The following is a 17662-nucleotide window of genomic DNA, read 5'->3' on the forward strand; positions in this document are numbered from 1 at the left end:
GCAGGGATGTATCCGCTGCTCTTTCGCGCTGTCCTGTCGCGCTTCGACCCTGAGTTCGCCCACCACGCCGGGATGGCGGTGATTCGCGTGCTCGGGGCGCCGCCCTTCTCCTGGGCGACCCGTGCTCTGACGAAGCCCGACCCGTCGCTGCAGGTGCAGGCCCTCGGATTGACGTTCTCCTCGCCCTTCGGGATCGCGGCCGGTTTCGACAAGAACGCCGTCGGCGTGCGCGGTCTCGCTGCGCTCGGCTTCGGGCATGTCGAGGTCGGCACCGTCACTGCGATCCCTCAGGACGGAAACCCGAAGCCCCGGCTGTTCCGCCTCATCGCCGATCGAGCGGTCATCAACCGCATGGGGTTCAACAACGAGGGTGCAGATGCCGCAGCCCGGCGTCTCGCGCGACTGCGGCGCGGAGCACCCGACACGGTCATCGGAGTGAACATCGGCAAGAGCCGGGTCGTCGATGTCGAGAACGCCACCGCCGACTATGTGGCGTCGGCGACGAGGCTCGCGCCACTCGCGGACTATCTGGCCGTCAACGTCTCCTCTCCGAACACCCCCGGTCTTCGGGGGCTTCAGGCCGTCGAGACACTGGCTCCGCTGCTCAGAGCGGTGCGCGCAGCATCCGGTGAGACTCCGCTGCTCGTCAAGATCGCCCCCGATCTCTCCGACGAGGAGATCGTCGCCATCGCGAACCTCGCAGTCGACGAAGGGCTGGCCGGCATCATCGCTCACAACACCACCGTGAGCCGCGACGGCCTCACGACGGATGCGGCCACGGTCGCGCAGATCGGAGCGGGCGGACTCTCCGGCGCGCCGCTCAAGGAGCGTTCCCTGCAGGTGCTGCGCCTCGTGCGCTCGGCCGTGCCCGAGGACTTCTGCGTGATCGCCGTCGGGGGAGTGGAGACGCCGTCCGACGTGCAGGAGCGGCTCGAAGCCGGAGCGACGCTCGTGCAGGGCTATACGGCCTTCCTGTACCGCGGTCCCTTCTGGGGGCGCGAGATCAACCGGGGCCTCGTCGCGCGCTGAGTCGCCGCTTGCACGAAAGCGAGAGGCGCCTCGTGCTCTGGGAGCAGGAGACGCCTCTCGGGGAGATCTGAGGATCAGGCGGGGTAGTCGCCGCGCTTCACCTGGGGCTTGGGCAGACGCATGAACCGCATCTGCAGCGACCGCATCGCGGCGTACCAGCCGAGGCCACGCTCCATGCGCTCCTTGCCGAACTTCGCGGCGATCTTGCGCTTGACGCGCATCCCCAGCAGCACCATGCCGCCGATCGCGAGGATCAGGTACGCCATCATGACCAGGTATGCCCAGCCGGCGATGGCGAATCCGCCGATGGCGAGGTTCGCGGGCAGAAGCGAGATCAGGATGACGAGCACCATGACACCCATGACGAATTCGGCCGGGTGCCAGCCGGCGTCGACGTAGTCGCGGACCCACCGGCGCTGTGGCCCCTTGTCGCGAGCCGGGAGGTACTTCTCCTCGCCGGCAGCCAGGCCGGCCTGTGCGCGGTTGCGTCGTTCGTTGAGCTCTGCGCGTGCGGCGGCCTTCGCCTCTTTGGTGTTCGCGACCAGAGGCCGACGGCGCGCCGCCTCCTGCTCGGCCCGGGTCGGCGTCGCGCGTCCCTTGCCCGACGCAGTCGTCTCGGGGGCGTCGTCATTCGTCGAAGGGGGGACAGGGGTAGTGGCCACGAGGTTCCTCGGTTCAGTGAAGGCGGATCACCTTAAGATTACTCGCATGACATCTCCTGCCCAGCCCGGCGACCAGAATCTGTCCAGCGAACGCGAGCCCGCCGTCCTCGAGGCGGTCTCGACGGGGTTTCCCGCGGCGTTGAGCGACCTGGGCGCGCTCGTCCGCATCCCCGGCATGGCATGGCCTGCGTTCGATCAGACGCAGCTCGAACGCAGCTCCGAAGCCGTCGCGGCACTGGCCACGGCCACCGGGGTCTTCGACGACGTGCGCGTTCTCCGTGCCGCGATCCCCGGCACTGACGAGCACGGGCAGCCGGCGGTGCTCGCGACGCGCGCAGCACGCAACGGCAAGCCGACGATCCTGCTCTACGCGCACCACGACGTACAGCCTCCGGGTGACGACGCGCTGTGGGAGACGCCTCCGTTCGAGCCCACCGTCCGCGGCGGACGTCTCTACGGTCGAGGCGCTGCGGACGACAAGGCGGGCATCATGGCGCACATCGCTTCGATCCGTGCGGTCGCCGAGGTCGTCGGCGACGATCTGGAACTGGGCATCGCGATGTTCATCGAGGGCGAAGAGGAGTACGGTTCCCGTTCCTTCGCGCAGTTCCTCTCCGACAATAAGGAGGCGCTCCGCGCGGATGCCATCGTGGTCGCGGACTCGGGAAACTGGGACTCGGTGACTCCCGGCCTCACGGTCTCGCTCCGCGGCAACGCACGATTCACCGTGCGCGTGCGCACGCTCGACCACGCATCGCATTCGGGGATGTTCGGGGGAGCCGTCCCCGACGCGATGATGGCCACGGTCAAGATGCTCTCCACGCTCTGGAACGAAGACGGCTCTGTCGCGGTCGAGGGGATGACCGAGCGCGATGCGCCCACTCCCGAATACACCGAGGAGACGCTTCGGGACGAAGCGGGCCTTCTGCCCGGCACCTCGCCGATCGGCGGCGGCAGCATCCTCAGCCGGATCTGGAACAAGCCCGCGGTGACCGTCATCGGAATCGATGCGACCAGTGTCGCGGCGGCGTCGAACACCCTTCTTCCCGAGGTGACGGTCGTCGTGAGCGCGCGCGTCGCGCCTGGTCAGACCGGTGAGGACGCGTATGCCGCTCTCGAGGCGCATCTGCGAGCGAACGCGCCGTACGGCGCGGAGCTGACGTTCTCGGACGTCGATCTCGGCAACGGCTTTCTCGTCGACACCAGTGGCTGGGCCGTCGCGCTCACCCGCGACGCCATGCGAGACGGCTACGGCGTCGCCCCTGTCGATCTCGGTGTCGGCGGGTCGATCCCGTTCATCGCCGACCTCGTGCGGGAGTTCCCCGATGCGCAGATCCTCGTGACCGGCGTCGAGGACCCGCACTCGCGGGCCCACAGCCCCAACGAATCCCTGCATCTCGACACGTTCCGCCACGCCGTGGCGACCGAGGCTCTGCTGCTCTCGCGGATGAACGACATCATCATCTGAGCCCGATCGTCGAGGCTGAGGGTAAAATCGAGTTACCAGCCGTGCGAGCACGGCCCGTCCGAAGGAGCGACATGAGCGACACCACACTGACCTCAGCAGAGACCACCCAGGCGCACGGCGTGAAGCTGACCGACGCCGCGGCGATCAAGGTGAAGAACCTCCTCGAGCAGGAAGGCCGTGACGACCTGCGTCTGCGCGTCGCCGTCCAGCCCGGCGGATGCTCCGGCCTGATCTACCAGCTGTACTTCGACGAGCGGTTCCTCGAGGGGGACGAGACCGTCGACTTCGACGGCGTCGAGGTCATCATCGACAACATGAGCGTCCCGTACCTCGATGGCGCATCCATCGATTTCAAGGACACGATCTCCGAGCAGGGCTTCACGATCGACAACCCCAACGCCGCGGGCAGCTGCGCCTGCGGAGACAGCTTCCACTGACCCGGACCCCTCCGCCAACCTGCGTGGTTGGCATGAATCAGGTGTGAGGTTGCCCTAGACTTGGGTGTGCCCTGTCCGCAATCTGAAAGGTGCATCGTGCCCTCGAAACGCCGCCTTCGTTGGGCCGCTCTCCCCCTGGGAGTAGCGGCAGCCGTGGCCCTGGCGGGATGTACTGCCACTGAGCTGAACGGTTACCTCCCGGGCTTCGTGGAGGGTGAGCCTGCGGCCACCAACCAGACCGAGCGCGTGTCGTCGCTCTGGGTCAACTCGTGGATCGTCCTGCTCGCCGTCGGCGTGATCACCTGGGGCCTGATGGCCTGGGCCGCGATCGCCTACCGCCGCCGCAAGGGCCAGACGGGTCTGCCCGTGCAGATGCGCTACAACATGCCGATCGAGATCTTCTACACGGTCGTGCCGCTGATCCTCGTGCTGGGAATGTTCTTCTTCACGGCCCGTGACCAGTCGGCGATCGAGGCGAAGTGGGACGAGCCCGACGTCGAGATCACGGCGATCGCCAAGCAGTGGGCGTGGGACTTCCAGTACGACGGCGAAGAGGAAGACAACTCCGACGCCGTCTGGACCATGGGAATCCAGGCTCAGCCCGATGCGGACGGCAACATCGACCAGGCGCAGCTGCCCACCCTGGTGCTGCCGGTCGACCAGAAGGTCACGATCAACCTCCAGTCTCGCGACGTCATCCACTCCTTCTGGATCATCGACTTCCTCTACAAGAAGGACATGTACATCGGGAAGGACAACTCCTGGTCCTTCATCCCGACCCGTGTCGGCGAGTACGCCGGCAAGTGCGCCGAACTGTGCGGCGAGTACCACTCGATGATGCTCTTCAACGTCAAGGTCGTCGAGCAGGACGAGTACGACGCCTACCTCCAGACTCTCGAGGAGGAAGGCAACACCGGAGACATCACGGACGCCTACGACCGTCTGTCGAACTACCCCGGGACCACCGCCCCGACCTCCGAGGAAGGAGAGGAGTAAGCCATGTCGACCACTGAAGCCCCCCGCACCGACGAGGCCCCTCGCTCTCGACCCACCACTCTGCCCGCACGCCAGGCTGCTCTCATGAGCACGTCGCGCGTCGAGCAGAAGGGCAACATCGTCGTCAAGTGGATCACCTCCACCGACCACAAGACGATCGGGTACATGTACCTCATCGCCTCGGTGCTGTTCTTCCTCCTCGGCGGCGTGATGGCCCTCGTCATCCGCGCAGAGCTGTTCGCTCCCGGGATGCAGATCATCCCGACCAAGGAGCAGTACAACCAGCTCTTCACGATGCACGGCACGATCATGCTCCTCATGTTCGCGACGCCGCTCTTCGCCGGCTTCGCGAACGCGATCCTGCCGCTTCAGCTCGGTGCACCGGATGTGGCGTTCCCGCGTCTGAACGCCTTCGCCTTCTGGCTCTTCCTGTTCGGCTCGACCATCGCGGTCGCCGGCTTCCTCACCCCGCAGGGCGCAGCGTCGTTCGGCTGGTTCGCCTACCAGCCGCTCGCCAGCGCGTCGTTCTCGCCGGGTGCAGGTGGAAACCTCTGGATGGTCGGACTCGGAATCTCCGGTTTCGGAACGATCCTCGGCGCGGTGAACTTCATCACCACCGTGATCACGATGCGTGCTCCCGGAATGACGATGTGGCGTATGCCGATCTTCTCGTGGAACACGCTCATCACGAGCCTTCTGATCCTCATGGCGTTCCCCGTCCTCGCAGCGGCGATCTTCGCTGCAGCCGCGGACCGCATCCTCGGCGCTCACATCTACGACCCGGCGAACGGCGGTGTTCTGCTCTGGCAGCACCTCTTCTGGTTCTTCGGTCACCCTGAGGTGTACATCATCGCCCTGCCGTTCTTCGGAATCGTGTCGGAGATCTTCCCGGTCTTCAGCCGCAAGCCGATCTTCGGGTACAAGACGCTCGTCTACGCGACGATCGCCATCGCCGCGCTGTCCGTCGCCGTGTGGGCGCACCACATGTACGTGACCGGCTCGGTCCTGCTGCCGTTCTTCGCCCTGATGACCATGCTCATCGCGGTGCCGACGGGTGTGAAGATCTTCAACTGGATCGGCACCCTCTGGCGTGGGTCCGTGACGTTCGAGACGCCGATGGTGTTCGCGCTCGGCTTCCTGGTGTCGTTCGTCTTCGGTGGTCTGACCGGCGTGATCCTCGCGGCTCCGCCCCTCGACTTCGCACTCTCCGACTCGTACTTCGTCGTCGCGCACTTCCACTACGTCGTCTTCGGCACCGTGGTGTTCGCGATGTTCGCCGGCTTCTACTTCTGGTGGCCGAAGTGGACAGGACGCATGCTCAACGAGCGTCTCGGCTACGTGCACTTCTGGATGCTGTTCATCGGCTTCCACATGACGTTCCTCATCCAGCACTGGCTGGGTGTCGACGGCATGGTGCGTCGCTACGCCGACTACTCGGCGGCTGACGGCTGGACCTGGCAGAACCAGGTCTCGACGATCGGTGCGATCATCCTCGGCGCGTCCATGCTGCCGTTCTTCCTGAACGTCTGGATCACGGCTCGCAAGGCGCCCAAGGTCACGGTCAACGACCCGTGGGGCTATGGAGCTTCGCTCGAGTGGGCGACCTCCTGCCCGCCGCCGCGCCACAACTTCACGTCGATCCCGCGCATCCGCAGCGAGCGTCCTGCATTCGACCTGAACCACCCGGAGGCGGCGGAGTTCACACCGGCCGCACCCGGCGAGCGAGAGGGCCACTGAGCCATGCGCGACAACGTCATCCTCTGGTGGGTCCTGACCGCCTTCTTCGCACTGGTCGGAGTCGTCTACACCGGCTGGCACATCCTTGCCACGCCGTCGGACAACTTCGCCGAGCGCATCGAGTGGGTCGGCACCGTGGCACTGTTCTTCGCCGCGTTCATGGGCGCGATGATCGCCTTCTACCTCGACCGCACGCACAAGGCTCAGAACGGCGAGCTGCCTGAGGACATCCTCACGAGCGACATCGACGACGGCGACCCCGAACTGGGTGAGTTCAGCCCCTGGTCCTGGTGGCCGATCGTGCTCGCCGGATCCGCCGGCGTCTTCGTGGTGGGTCTCGCCGTCGGGCACTTCCTGCTCCCGATCGGCCTGGCGATCTTCGTGGTCGCGATCGTCGGCTGGGTCTACGAGTACTACCGCGGGAACTTCGCCCGCTGACATACAGCGAGAAGGCCCCTGGGATTCCCTCCCGGGGGCCTTCTGCATGTCGGGCTATGCTCGCGAGCGGATCCGGGCGATGCCGGTCAGGGGGTCGACAGGGCGGCGGTGAACGCCGTCGGCATCCTCCACGGGATAGCCCTCCCTGACCCAGTACTCGAACCCGCCGATCATCTCCCGAACGGCATATCCGAGCTTCGCGAACTCGAGAGCGCCCTTCGCGCCCGCGTTGCACCCCGGACTCCAGCAGTAGACCACGACGGCGGAGCCGGCCGGTATCTCAGCCGGCGCGCGATCCGCGATCTCGCTGTAGTGCATATGCGTGGCCCCTGCGACGCGTCCCTGAGCCCAGGCCTCGTCGGAACGGACATCGATGATGACGATGCCGTCCTCGGCCCGGAGAGCGGCGTACACGTCACTCGCGTCGGTCTCGTAGGCGAGTTTGGCGGCGTAGTAGTCAGTGCGATCGATCATCTCCCCAGCCTAGGAAGACGCGCGGGCACCTGCCGTCGTCTTCCCGACGACGACAGACCGGATTCCGCCAATGTCGACGTTGCGTCTCAGAGCTCGACCGTCATCTGCACCCGGCGTCCGTATCGATCGAGACCGAGAGAGGTCTCGGTGTCCACGAGGCCGCGCTGGAACGGAGTCTCGGGGATGCTCTCGAGAAACCCGCACGACGAGTAGAACGGAGCGTTCCAGGGGATCTCCGCGTACGTCCGCAGAGTCATGCGGGTATAGCCATGCTCGCGTGCGGCCTCCAGAGCGGCGCTGACGAGTCGGCGCCCGAACCCCTGGCGTCCGGAGGTCGGAAGCACGGAGAGCTGCTCGAGGTGCGCGTGGCCGTCGGCATCGAGGACGTGCACGAAGCCGACGGGGGAGCCGCTCGAGTCTTCCAACACGAGCACGAAGCCCGGAGCTGCGAGTCGTTCAGCGCCATCGCCTGCGGGCGGCCACTCCGGCGCCCCCAGGCGGTCGATCAGGAGCGCGTCGGCCTGCATCTCGATGGCGTGCAGGATCTCCGCGTCCTCAACGACGGCCGGCCGGATGACATCGCTCACCGTGCATCCTCCGCGACTGCCGCGATCGCTTCGATCTCCACCAGCTGGTGGTCGTACCCGAGCACGGTGACGCCCAGAAGTGTGCTCGGTGCGTCATGGTCGCCGAAGGCCCCGTGGATGACATCCCAGGCCGTGACCAGATCAGCCTGGGACGACGATGCGACGAGTACGCGCGTGCTGATGATGTCCGAAAGCGTGGCGCCGCTGGCACGCAGGGCGATGTCGAGGGTCTCTACGCAGCGCGCAGCCTGTTCGGCATAATCGCCGGGGGCGGTCGTCGAGCCGTCGTCTTCGAGGGGGCATGCACCCGCGAGGAAGATGAGCCGGGAGCCGGCTGGGGCGGTCGCCGCATATGCATAGGGTGCTGCGGCGAGGTCGGCGGAACGGATGAGTTGGACTGCTGAGCTCATGTCACGATCCTGCCATGTGCACATGAACGGCGACCGGATGCGAAGAGGCCCTGTCCGAGATCGAACAGGGCCTCTTCGGGCGAGAACCGGCGGTCTTACTCGCTGTCCTCGGACTTCTTCTTGCGGGGCTTCTTCACCGGCTCGGTCGAGATGACCGTGCTGGGGGTGTTCGCCGTCTCATCGACGTGGGTCTCGCTGACGGTGATCGGGGCATCCGGGACGCCTGCGCGCTCGTGAGCGCCCTGGATCTCGGCCGCTTCGGTCTCGTCGTTCTGGGCGGTCACGTGATGCTGGTGCGCATCTGCAGCCTCGATCTCGGCCTGCGTCAGCGGAGCGAGACGATCTTCGAAGAACCAACGCGAGATGGAGGAGCGCAGGTTCTCAGTCCACGAGATGCGTCCCTTCGCATTCGGACGCACGACCAGCGGCTCGTAGCCGTCGACATCGATGAGCTTCCAGCGGTCGTACTTGTCGACGGGCTGGTGGACCTCGATGAACTCGCCGCCGGGAAGGCGGACGATACGGCCGGACTCGAAGCCGTGCAGGACGATCTCACGGTCCTTCTTCTGCAGAGCGATCGCGATGCGCTTGGCGATGAAGTAGCCGAGAACCGGTCCGACGAACAGCAGCGCCTGAAGCGCGTGGATCACGCCCTCCATCGTGAGCATGAAGTGCGTCGCGATGAGGTCGGACGATGCTGCAGCCCACAGGACGGCGTAGAAGACGACTCCGGCCACGCCGATGGCGGTGCGGGTCGCCGCGTTGCGCGGGCGCTGAGCGATGTGGTGCTCGCGCTTGTCGCCCGTGACCCAGGCCTCGATGAACGGGTAGATCGCTACGAGCACGATGAACAGACCGAGGACGACCAGCGGCAGCAGGATGCCGAACGACCAGGTGTGATCGAGGAAGACCACATCGAGGTTCGACGGAGCGAGTCGCAGAGCGCCGTCGGCGAATCCGATGTACCAGTCAGGCTGCGTGCCGGCCGAGACGGGGGAGGGGTCGTACGGGCCGTAGTTCCAGATCGGGTTGATCTGGAAGAACGTCGCGATCAGCACGATCGTGCCGAAGACGATGAACAGGTAGCCGCCCATCTTCGACATGTACACGGGCATCATCGGGTAGCCGACGACGTTGTCGTTCGTGCGGCCGGGGCCGGCGAACTGCGTGTGCTTGTTGACGATCATCAGCATCAGGTGCACGGCGATGAGGCCGATCACCAGCAGCGGAAGCAGCAGGATGTGCAGCGTGTACAGGCGTCCGACGATGTCGGTGCCGGGGAACTCGCCGCCGAAGAGGAGGAACGAGGTCCAGGTGCCGATCAGCGGGATGCCCTTGATCATTCCGTCGATGATGCGCAGACCGTTGCCCGAGAGCAGGTCGTCGGGAAGGGAGTATCCCGTGAAGCCCTCGGCCATGGCGAGGACGAACAGCACGAAGCCGATCACCCAGTTGAGCTCGCGGGGCTTGCGGAACGCACCGGTGAAGAAGACGCGCAGCATGTGCACGCCGATGCCGGCCACGAAGACGAGTGCGGCCCAGTGGTGGATCTGGCGCACCAGGAGGCCACCACGGAGGTCGAACGAGATGTGCAGCGACGACTCGAGCGCCGCCGACATCTCGATTCCGCGCATCGGGGCGTAGGCGCCCGTGTAGTGCGTCTCGACCATGGAGGCCTGGAAGAAGAAGGTCAGGAAGGTTCCGGAGAGGAACACGACGACGAAGCTCCACAGCGCGATCTCACCCAGCATGAACGACCAGTGGTCGGGGAAGATCTTGCGGCCGAGCTCCTTGACGAAGCCGGAGATGCTGGTGCGCTCATCGATGTAGTTCGACGCGGCGCCGACGAATCGACCGCCGAGAGGCGCCTTGTTGTCCTTGTCCTCTTTGGACAGCGTTGCGGTGCTCAATGGCGCTCCCAGAAGCTCGGGCCGACGGGCTCGGTGAAGTCACTGCGTGCGACGAGGTAGCCCTCGTCGTCGACGGTGATGGGCAGCTGCGGCAGCGGACGTGCGGCCGGTCCGAAGATGACCTTGGCGTGATCCGTGACGTCGAACTGCGACTGGTGACAGGGGCAGAGGAGGTGGTGGGTCTGCTGCTCGTACAGTGCCACGGGGCATCCGACGTGCGTGCAGACCTTCGAGTACGCGACGATGCCGTCGTACGACCAGTCCTTGCGGTCCTCGGCCTCGATGAGCTGCTCGGGGCGCAGGCGCATCATCAGCACGATGGCCTTCGCCTTCTCCTCGAGGTAGCCGTCGTGGTGGCTGAGCTCGGCGAGGTCCTCCGGGATCACGTGGAACGCGGATCCGAGGGTGACATCGGCCGCGCGGATCGGCGTGCCGTCGGGGTCGCGGACGAGGCGCTGACCCTTCTCCCACATCGTGTGCTTCAGCAGCGTCACCGGGTCGCCCGCGGTGGGGTCGTCCGGCGTGCTGTGCGGAGCGAGACCGCGGAAGAGCGTGACCCCGGGGATGATCGAGGCCACGATCGCCGCGAACAGCGAGTTGCGGATCATCGTGCGTCGTCCGAATCCGGACTCCTCGTTCGCCGTGGCGAAGGCCTCGACGACCGCCTCTCGCGTCGAGTCCTTGCCCCGGGTGGGGTGGCGGTGCTCGATGTGCTCCTTGTCGCTCATCAGCGCCTTGGACCAGTGGATCGCGCCGATGCCGATCGAGAGCAGCGCCAGTGCGATGCCCAGACCGATGAAGAGATTGTTCTGACGGATGTCGATGAGCGCGCCGCTCTCGATGGGGAAGAGCATGTAGGCGGCGACCGCCCAGATGCTTCCTGCCAGCGAGAGATAGAACAGCGTGTAGACCGTGCGCTCTGCAGCCTTCTCAGCGCGCGGGTCCTTGTCGGTCATCCGCGCGCGGTGCGGCGGCAGCCCCGGGTTCTGCACGGGATCGCTGACTGCGACACCCAGCCCTGGAGAGGGCTGGTAGGCCCTGTCAAGAGCCTGCGAGTCGTCGTCGTGTGCCATGGTGCTCCTCGTACGTTCCTCTTCGATGAATAAGCGTCAGTTGGACTTCGCCGTGATCCACACGGTGATGGCGACGAGCGCGCCGATTCCGAAGATCCAGACGAACAGGCCCTCGGAGACGGGACCGAGCGAACCGAGCGAGAAACCGCCGATCTGCACGGACTGCTGCTGGTAGAGCAGAGCCGAGATGATATCGCGCTTGTCTTCGTCCGACAGGTTCATGTCGCCGAAGACGGGCATGTTCTGGGGGCCCGTGACCATGGCGGCGTACATGTGCAGCGCGCTGGTCTCGGTCAGTGCCGGGGCGTACTTGCCCTCGGTGAGTGCTCCACCGGCTGCCGCCACGTTGTGGCACATCGCGCAGTTCACGCGGAACAGCTCTGCGCCGTTGGCGACATCTCCGCCGCCGTCGAGGATGTGGTCCTCGGGGAAGGTCGGACCAGGAGCAGATGCCTGCACGAAGGACGAGATCGCGAGGATCTGCTCCTCGGTGAACTGCGGCTCCTTCTGGGGTGCCTGCGGTCCCTGCATCTGCAGGGGCATGCGACCCGTCGACATCTGGAACTCGACTGCGAGCTCGCCGACGCCGTAGAGGCTCGGTCCGTTCGCCGTGCCCTGCATGTCGAGACCGTGGCAGGTGGCGCAGTTCGCCGTGAACAGCTTCTCGCCGTCCTCGACCGTGAGCGTGGTCGCAGCAGTGGTCTGGGTGTCGGTCGCAGCGAAGGCTGCGGATGTGCCGGCGTATACCGCGCCGGTGATCATGAGGCCTGCTCCGATGAGGGCTGCCGCAGCCAGTGGGCTGCGACGGCCATTCGAACGGCGCTTCTTCTCTCGTGCCATCTCGGGGATCAGCTCCGCTCTTATTTCAGGAAGTAGATAACGACGAACAGCACGATCCAGACGACGTCGACGAAGTGCCAGTAGTAGGACACCACGATCGAGGACGTCGCCTCTTTGTGCCGGAAATTCTTGACGGCGTATGCACGCCCGATGACGAGGAGGAACGCGATCAGACCGCCGGTGACGTGCAGGGCGTGGAAGCCGGTGGTGATGTAGAACGCGGACGCGTACGAGTCGGCGCTGATCGGCAGGCCCTCTGCGACGAGCTGTGCGTACTCCCACACCTGCCCGGAGACGAAGATCGCGCCGAGTGCGAAGGTGAGGAAGAACCACTCGACCATGCCCCACCCGAACAGGCGGCGACGGCCTGCGCCGTTCTTCTGCCCCTTGGCGATGCGGTACGGCTGCAGGTCCTCCGCCGCGAACACGCCCATCTGGCAGGTGAACGAGGAGAGCACGAGGATCGCCGTGTTCACGAACGCGAACGGCACGTTCAGCAGTTCGGTGCGGTCGGCCCAGAGCTCGGGGGAGGTGCTGCGGAGCGTGAAGTAGATCGCGAAGAGTCCCGCGAAGAACATCACCTCACTGCCGAGCCACACAATGGTGCCGACAGCTACCGGGTTGGGGCGCTTGATCGTTCTTGCCGCCGGGGCATACGTCGCTGAGGTCGTCACCCTTCCATTATGGCCGATCCGCGGGGATGATTCTCGCACCGGAGGCCCCGGTTTCGCCCTCAGGCGACTTAGGCAACCCTAAGAAAACGCTGCGAATCCTCGGTGAATACGCGGGAAACGAGGGATGGTCGAACTTCGAGTCGTGGTTCGGAAGAGTCTGCACGTTTTCCCGGCGCCGATAGGATCGCACACATGGCTGATTCCCTGACCTGGTCCGACGTGCTCACCACTCTTCTGGAGCGTCGTGATCTCAGCGTCTGGGAGTCCACCTGGGCCATGCGCCAGATCATGCGCGGCGACGTGACCCAGGCTCAGCTCGCCGGCTTCCTCGTCGCTCTCCGGGCCAAGGGGGAGACGATCGACGAGATCGTCGGCTTCCGCGACGCCATCCTCGAGGCGGCCGTCCCGCTGCCCGTGTCGCCCGACGTCCTCGACATCGTCGGCACCGGCGGCGACCGTGTCGGCACGGTCAACGTCTCGACGACCGCCGCGGTCATCATCGGCGCCACCGGCATCCCGGTCGTCAAGCACGGGAACCGTGCTGCCAGCTCGGCCTCGGGGTCGTCCGACGTGCTGAGCGCACTCGGGCTGGAACTCACCCTCGATCCCGCAGCCGTCTCGTCGATCCTCGACCGCACAGGCATCACGTTCGCGTGGGCCGGTGCCTTCCACCCGGGGTTCAAGCACGCGGGGGCTGTCCGGGCCGAACTCGGCGTCCCCACGGTCTTCAACATGCTCGGCCCGCTGTGCAACCCGGCTCGCGCGGAGGCGAACGCCGTCGGCGTGGCTCAGCTCGAGCGTGTCCCCCTCATCACGGGTGTGTTCCGCACGCGAGGCGCGACGGCGCTGGTGTTCCGCGGAGACGACGGGCTCGACGAGTTGACCACCACGGGGCACAGTCGCATCTGGGAGGTCACGCGCGGTGACATCCACGAGCACGACCTCGACCCGCGCGACCTCGGCATCCCGATCGCGGACCTCGCGGATCTGATCGGCGGGACCCCCGACCACAACGCCGCCGTGCTGCGCAGGACGCTCGACGGCGAGACGGGAGCCGTGCGAGACATCGTCCTGCTCAACGCCGCTGCGGGGATCGTCGCGTTCGAGCTCTCGCAGGATGCGACGCAGGTGCAGCGCCCTATCCTCGAGCGTCTGCGCGAGGGATACGAGCGAGCGGCTGCCGCGGTCGACGACGGCCGCGCGATCGCCAAGCTCGATGAGTGGATCGGCGTGAGCCGCGAGCTCGCGTCGGCGTAGACACCACGATGGATCCCGTCGCCGCTCTGCTCGAGATCGCCTCGCTGCTCGAGCGCGAACGGGCATCTCGATATCGGGCGAAGGCCTTCCGCCAGGCCGCGGCGACCTTGCAGCAGCTGCCGGAGGACGTGCGCGCAGATCCTACGAGGCTGCGCGCGGCGAAGGGGATCGGCGAGTCGACGTTCGCGGTCATCCGGCAGGCACAGAGCGGAGAAGTGCCCGGCTATCTCGTCGAGCTGCGCGGCGATGTCGAGCCGGAGCGGGTCTCGGAGCTGAGAGTGAAGCTGCGGGGCGATCTGCACGCGCATACGGATTGGTCGGACGGGACGACGCCCATCCCCGTCATGGCGGCGGCTGCGCGAGCGCTCGGACACGAGTACCAGGCGATCACCGACCACTCACCGCGCCTCAGGGTCGCCCGAGGGCTCTCACCCGAACGGCTGCGCGAGCAGATCCCGCTGGTGCGTGCCGAGACGGGAGACGGATTCACGCTCCTCGCCGGCATCGAGGTCGACATCCTCGAAGACGGCGCCCTCGACCAGGACGACGCGCTGCTGGGCGAGCTCGACATCGTCGTCGCGTCCGTGCATTCCAAACTGCGCATGGACGCGAGGCCGATGACGGCTCGCATGATCGCGGCCGTCTCGAACCCGCGGGTCAACGTCCTCGGCCATTGCACGGGCCGCCTCGTGCAGGGCGAACGCGGCACTCGCCCTGAATCGCAGTTCGATGCAGCAGCGGTCTTCGCGGCGTGCGCGGAGAACGGAGTGGCTGTCGAGATCAACTCCCGGCCCGAACGTCAGGATCCGCCCGACGAGCTGATCGCGATCGCGTTGCAGGCGGGCTGCCTGTTCTCGATCGATTCGGACGCGCACGCACCGGGTCAGCTCTCGCTGCTCGATCACGGTGCGGAACGGGCGGAGCGAGCCGGCGTCCCCGCATCGAGGATCGTCACCACCTGGGGACTAGACCGGCTGCTCGCCTGGGCGAGCTGAGTCAGCCCTCGATCGTCGCGATCGCGGCCACGGCGCGGGTCATCGAGCCTCCGAGGTTCCACTTCTCCGCGAGCGCGGTCGCAGCATCGACCTCGGACGGGTCGAGCGGACGGAGTGCGTCGCTCGGCGCCGCGATGTCAAGGTCGGGCGCCACGGCTACCACGGTCGGGGCGACATCGAGGTAGTCCGCCGCGGCGAGGATCTTCGCGCGGACGCCAGCGCTCATGCCCTCGCCGGCTGCGGCCGCCTCTCGGATGCCCACCAGATCGCCATGGGCCTGGAGGAGGGTGGCTGCTGTCTTCTCTCCGACGCCTGCGACGCCGGGCAGTCCGTCGGAGGCGTCGCCGCGCATCGTCGCGAAGTCGGCGTACTGGCTGGGCAGCACGCCGTACTTCGCCACCACGACGGCATCCGTGACGATCTCGAGGTTGCTCATGCCCCGAGCCGTGTAGATGACGCGGATGTTCCTCGAGTCGTCGACGAGCTGGAACAGATCCCGATCGCCTGTGACGATGTCGACAGGCATGGTCGCGTGCGTCGCGAGGGTGCCGATGACGTCATCGGCCTCGTGCTCGGCGACCCCGATGATCGGGATGCCGAGCGCTCCGAGCGTCTGACGGATCAGAGGGATCTGCGCCTCGAGGGGATCAGGGACCTCTTCGACGTCGGGACCGGCGGTGACGACCTCGACGACTCGATGCTCCTTGTAGCTGGGGATCAGGTCGACGCGCCACTGGGGCCGCCAGTCGTCGTCCCAGCATGCGACCACGTGGGTCGGCTCGTACAGGGTGACCAGCTTCGCGATGATGTCGAGCAGCCCTCGCGCGGCGTTGATGGGAGACCCGTCTGGTGCCGTGACTTTGTCAGGCACTCCGTAGAAGGCGCGGAAGTAGAGGCTTGCGGTGTCGAGCAGGAGAAGCTTGTCGGCGCGGGGCATGGAGACAGTCTGTCAGCGCGCCGAGCGAGGATGTTATCGAGTCCGTCATATCGCCCGGTGATCTGATAGCCTTGATTGTCACTAGTGGCGTGTCTATGCATGCCCTGGTGTCGAAAACCAAATCAATCGCTGCAGAGCTCATCGTCGGCCGTGCGCGGCCGGAGCGCTCAGCCCGAGTCTCCATTCACAAGGACAACCCACTACATGACTACCGCAACGACCGCCCCGGCCACCAAGCAGGTCGCGATCAATGACATCGGATCTGCTGAAGACTTCCTGGCCGCGGTCGAGAAGACCCTGAAGTTCTTCAACGACGGCGACATCATCGAGGGAACGATCGTCAAGATCGACCGCGATGAGGTCCTCCTCGACGTCGGATACAAGACCGAGGGTGTCATCCCCTCGCGCGAGCTCTCGATCAAGCACGACGTCGACCCCAACGAGGTCGTCAAGGTCGGCGACGAGGTCGAGGCCCTGGTTCTCCAGAAGGAGGACAAGGAAGGCCGTCTGATCCTCTCCAAGAAGCGTGCGCAGTACGAGCGCGCCTGGGGAGACGTCGAGAAGATCAAGGAGAACGACGGCGTCGTCACCGGAACGGTCATCGAGGTCGTCAAGGGTGGACTCATCGTCGACATCGGTCTCCGTGGCTTCCTGCCGGCCTCGCTCATCGAGCTGCGCCGCGTCCGCGACCTCACGCCGTACCTCGGCCAGGAGATCGAGGCCAAGATCCTCGAGCTCGACAAGAACCGCAACAACGTCGTGCTCAGCCGCCGTGCGCTGCTCGAGCAGACGCAGTCGGAGTCGCGCACCACGTTCCTGAACAACCTCCACAAGGGTCAGGTCCGCAAGGGTGTCGTGTCGTCGATCGTCAACTTCGGTGCGTTCGTCGACCTGGGCGGCGTGGACGGCCTCGTGCACGTCTCCGAGCTGTCCTGGAAGCACATCGAGCACGCCTCCGAGGTCGTCGAGGTCGGCCAGGAGGTCACCGTCGAGATCCTCGAGGTCGACCTCGACCGCGAGCGCGTCTCCCTGTCGCTGAAGGCGACGCAGGAGGACCCGTGGCAGGTCTTCGCCCGCACCCACGCGATCGGTCAGGTCACGCCGGGTAAGGTCACCAAGCTCGTTCCGTTCGGTGCGTTCGTTCGCGTCGCAGACGGCATCGAGGGCCTCGTCCACATCTCCGAGCTCTCCAGCAAGCACGTCGAGCTGGCCGAGCAGGTCGTGTCGGTCGGCGAAGAGGTCTTCGTCAAGGTCATCGACATCGACCTCGAGCGTCGCCGCATCTCGCTCTCGCTGAAGCAGGCGAACGAGGCCGTCGACGTCAACGGCACCGAGTTCGACCCGGCGCTCTACGGCATGCTCGCCGAGTACGACGAGGCCGGCGAGTACAAGTACCCGGAGGGCTTCGACCCCGAGACCGGTGCGTGGAAGGAAGGCTTCGACACCCAGCGCGAGGCATGGGAGCAGGAGTACGCTGCAGCCCAGGCTCGCTGGGAGGCCCACAAGGCTCAGGTTGCCAAGGCAGCCGAGGCCGAGGCGGCCGCTGGCGACGACTTCGGCGGCCAGGTCTTCTCGAGCGAGGTCGCAGGCGCGGGCACGCTCGCTGACGACGAGGCTCTCGCCGCTCTGCGCGAGAAGCTCTCGGGCGGCAACGCTTAAGCATCTCGCTCTGAACGGGCCGTCATCCTTCGGGATGGCGGCCCGTTCTGCGTTGTCGTCGCCTGTGGCGGCTACGTGA

The 17662-nt window shown here is 66.2% G+C and carries 18 protein-coding genes; 9 read left to right on the plus strand and 9 right to left on the minus strand.

All coding sequences use genetic code 11. The features are described from left to right. The first annotated feature begins 6 nt into the window (after positions 1-6). Complete coding sequence (locus OB895_RS00420) at positions 7-1029, plus strand: quinone-dependent dihydroorotate dehydrogenase (protein ID WP_079113078.1); 1023 nt, start codon at positions 7-9, stop codon at positions 1027-1029. Between the two features lie 74 nt (positions 1030-1103). Here OB895_RS00420 and OB895_RS00425 read toward each other — a convergent pair whose 3' ends face one another. Then, the gene (locus tag OB895_RS00425; protein WP_042538410.1) at positions 1104-1691 is read right to left on the minus strand and encodes a DUF3043 domain-containing protein; all 588 of its coding nucleotides are present in this window, start codon (positions 1689-1691) and stop codon (positions 1104-1106) included. Between the two features lie 46 nt (positions 1692-1737). On the opposite strand from OB895_RS00425, the gene OB895_RS00430 reads away from it, so the two are divergent. The 5 genes from OB895_RS00430 (at position 1738) to OB895_RS00450 (ending at position 6767) form a co-directional block, all read left to right on the plus strand. Next, positions 1738-3159, plus strand: coding sequence for a dipeptidase (locus tag OB895_RS00430; protein ID WP_056377190.1), 1422 nt, complete (start codon positions 1738-1740; stop codon positions 3157-3159). Between the two features lie 71 nt (positions 3160-3230). Beyond that, positions 3231-3596 (plus strand): iron-sulfur cluster insertion protein ErpA, encoded by a 366-nt coding sequence (erpA, locus tag OB895_RS00435; RefSeq protein ID WP_042538408.1) that lies wholly within the window; start codon positions 3231-3233, stop codon positions 3594-3596. A 96-nt stretch (positions 3597-3692) separates the two neighbouring features. Continuing rightward, positions 3693-4592, plus strand: coding sequence for an aa3-type cytochrome oxidase subunit II (gene ctaC / locus OB895_RS00440; protein ID WP_056377194.1), 900 nt, complete (start codon positions 3693-3695; stop codon positions 4590-4592). A 3-nt stretch (positions 4593-4595) separates the two neighbouring features. Then, positions 4596-6329 (plus strand): aa3-type cytochrome oxidase subunit I, encoded by a 1734-nt coding sequence (gene ctaD, locus OB895_RS00445; RefSeq protein ID WP_042538403.1) that lies wholly within the window; start codon positions 4596-4598, stop codon positions 6327-6329. Positions 6330-6332: 3 nt separating this feature from the next. Further along, positions 6333-6767 carry a cytochrome c oxidase subunit 4 gene (locus OB895_RS00450; protein ID WP_042538402.1) on the plus strand — a complete coding sequence of 145 codons (435 nt, stop codon included), beginning with the start codon at positions 6333-6335 and terminating at the stop codon, positions 6765-6767. 54 nt (positions 6768-6821) lie between these two features. On the opposite strand, the gene OB895_RS00455 is transcribed toward OB895_RS00450, so the two are convergent. The 7 genes from OB895_RS00455 to ctaE form a co-directional block, all read right to left on the minus strand. Further along, positions 6822-7241 (minus strand): rhodanese-like domain-containing protein, encoded by a 420-nt coding sequence (locus tag OB895_RS00455; protein ID WP_079113077.1) that lies wholly within the window; start codon positions 7239-7241, stop codon positions 6822-6824. Between the two features lie 86 nt (positions 7242-7327). Further along, on the minus strand, positions 7328-7828 hold the full coding sequence (locus OB895_RS00460) for a GNAT family N-acetyltransferase (RefSeq protein ID WP_228385528.1): 501 nt from the start codon (positions 7826-7828) through the stop codon (positions 7328-7330). Further along, a complete protein-coding gene (locus OB895_RS00465; RefSeq protein WP_079113076.1) occupies positions 7825-8238 on the minus strand; it encodes a RidA family protein in 414 nt (137 codons plus the stop codon). Before OB895_RS00465 ends, OB895_RS00460 begins: the two co-directional genes overlap by 4 nt. A 95-nt stretch (positions 8239-8333) precedes the next feature. After that, entirely contained in the window at positions 8334-10148 is a 1815-nt protein-coding gene (gene qcrB, locus OB895_RS00470) for a cytochrome bc1 complex cytochrome b subunit (protein WP_056377203.1), read from the minus strand. After that, entirely contained in the window at positions 10145-11221 is a 1077-nt protein-coding gene (gene qcrA, locus OB895_RS00475; protein ID WP_042538395.1) for a cytochrome bc1 complex Rieske iron-sulfur subunit, read from the minus strand. The genes qcrB and qcrA overlap by 4 nt, the downstream gene beginning before the upstream one ends. Before the next feature lie 36 nt (positions 11222-11257). Beyond that, positions 11258-12061, minus strand: a complete 804-nt coding sequence (gene qcrC, locus OB895_RS00480; RefSeq protein ID WP_079113075.1) for a cytochrome bc1 complex diheme cytochrome c subunit — start codon at positions 12059-12061, stop codon at positions 11258-11260. Between the two features lie 20 nt (positions 12062-12081). Next, positions 12082-12735: an aa3-type cytochrome oxidase subunit III gene (gene ctaE / locus OB895_RS00485; RefSeq protein ID WP_153302215.1), complete on the minus strand. Its 654-nt coding sequence runs from the start codon at positions 12733-12735 to the stop codon at positions 12082-12084. A 192-nt stretch (positions 12736-12927) separates the two neighbouring features. Here ctaE and trpD point away from each other — a divergent pair, with 192 nt between their 5' ends. Both trpD and OB895_RS00495 read left to right on the plus strand, forming a co-directional pair. Continuing rightward, positions 12928-13992 (plus strand): anthranilate phosphoribosyltransferase, encoded by a 1065-nt coding sequence (gene trpD, locus OB895_RS00490; RefSeq protein WP_042538391.1) that lies wholly within the window; start codon positions 12928-12930, stop codon positions 13990-13992. 8 nt (positions 13993-14000) lie between these two features. Beyond that, the gene (locus OB895_RS00495) at positions 14001-14987 is read left to right on the plus strand and encodes a PHP domain-containing protein (protein WP_079114000.1); all 987 of its coding nucleotides are present in this window, start codon (positions 14001-14003) and stop codon (positions 14985-14987) included. 1 nt (position 14988) lies between these two features. Here the strand turns inward: OB895_RS00495 and OB895_RS00500 are convergent, their stop codons facing one another. Beyond that, on the minus strand, positions 14989-15924 hold the full coding sequence (locus OB895_RS00500; protein ID WP_079113074.1) for a 5'-3' exonuclease: 936 nt from the start codon (positions 15922-15924) through the stop codon (positions 14989-14991). Positions 15925-16128: 204 nt separating this feature from the next. Here OB895_RS00500 and rpsA point away from each other — a divergent pair, with 204 nt between their 5' ends. Beyond that, positions 16129-17583, plus strand: a complete 1455-nt coding sequence (rpsA, locus tag OB895_RS00505) for a 30S ribosomal protein S1 (RefSeq protein ID WP_056377208.1) — start codon at positions 16129-16131, stop codon at positions 17581-17583. Positions 17584-17662: the final 79 nt, after the last annotated feature.

Origin of the sequence: Microbacterium forte (assembly GCF_031885415.1) — a bacterium.
Lineage (GTDB): Bacteria > Actinomycetota > Actinomycetes > Actinomycetales > Microbacteriaceae > Microbacterium > Microbacterium forte.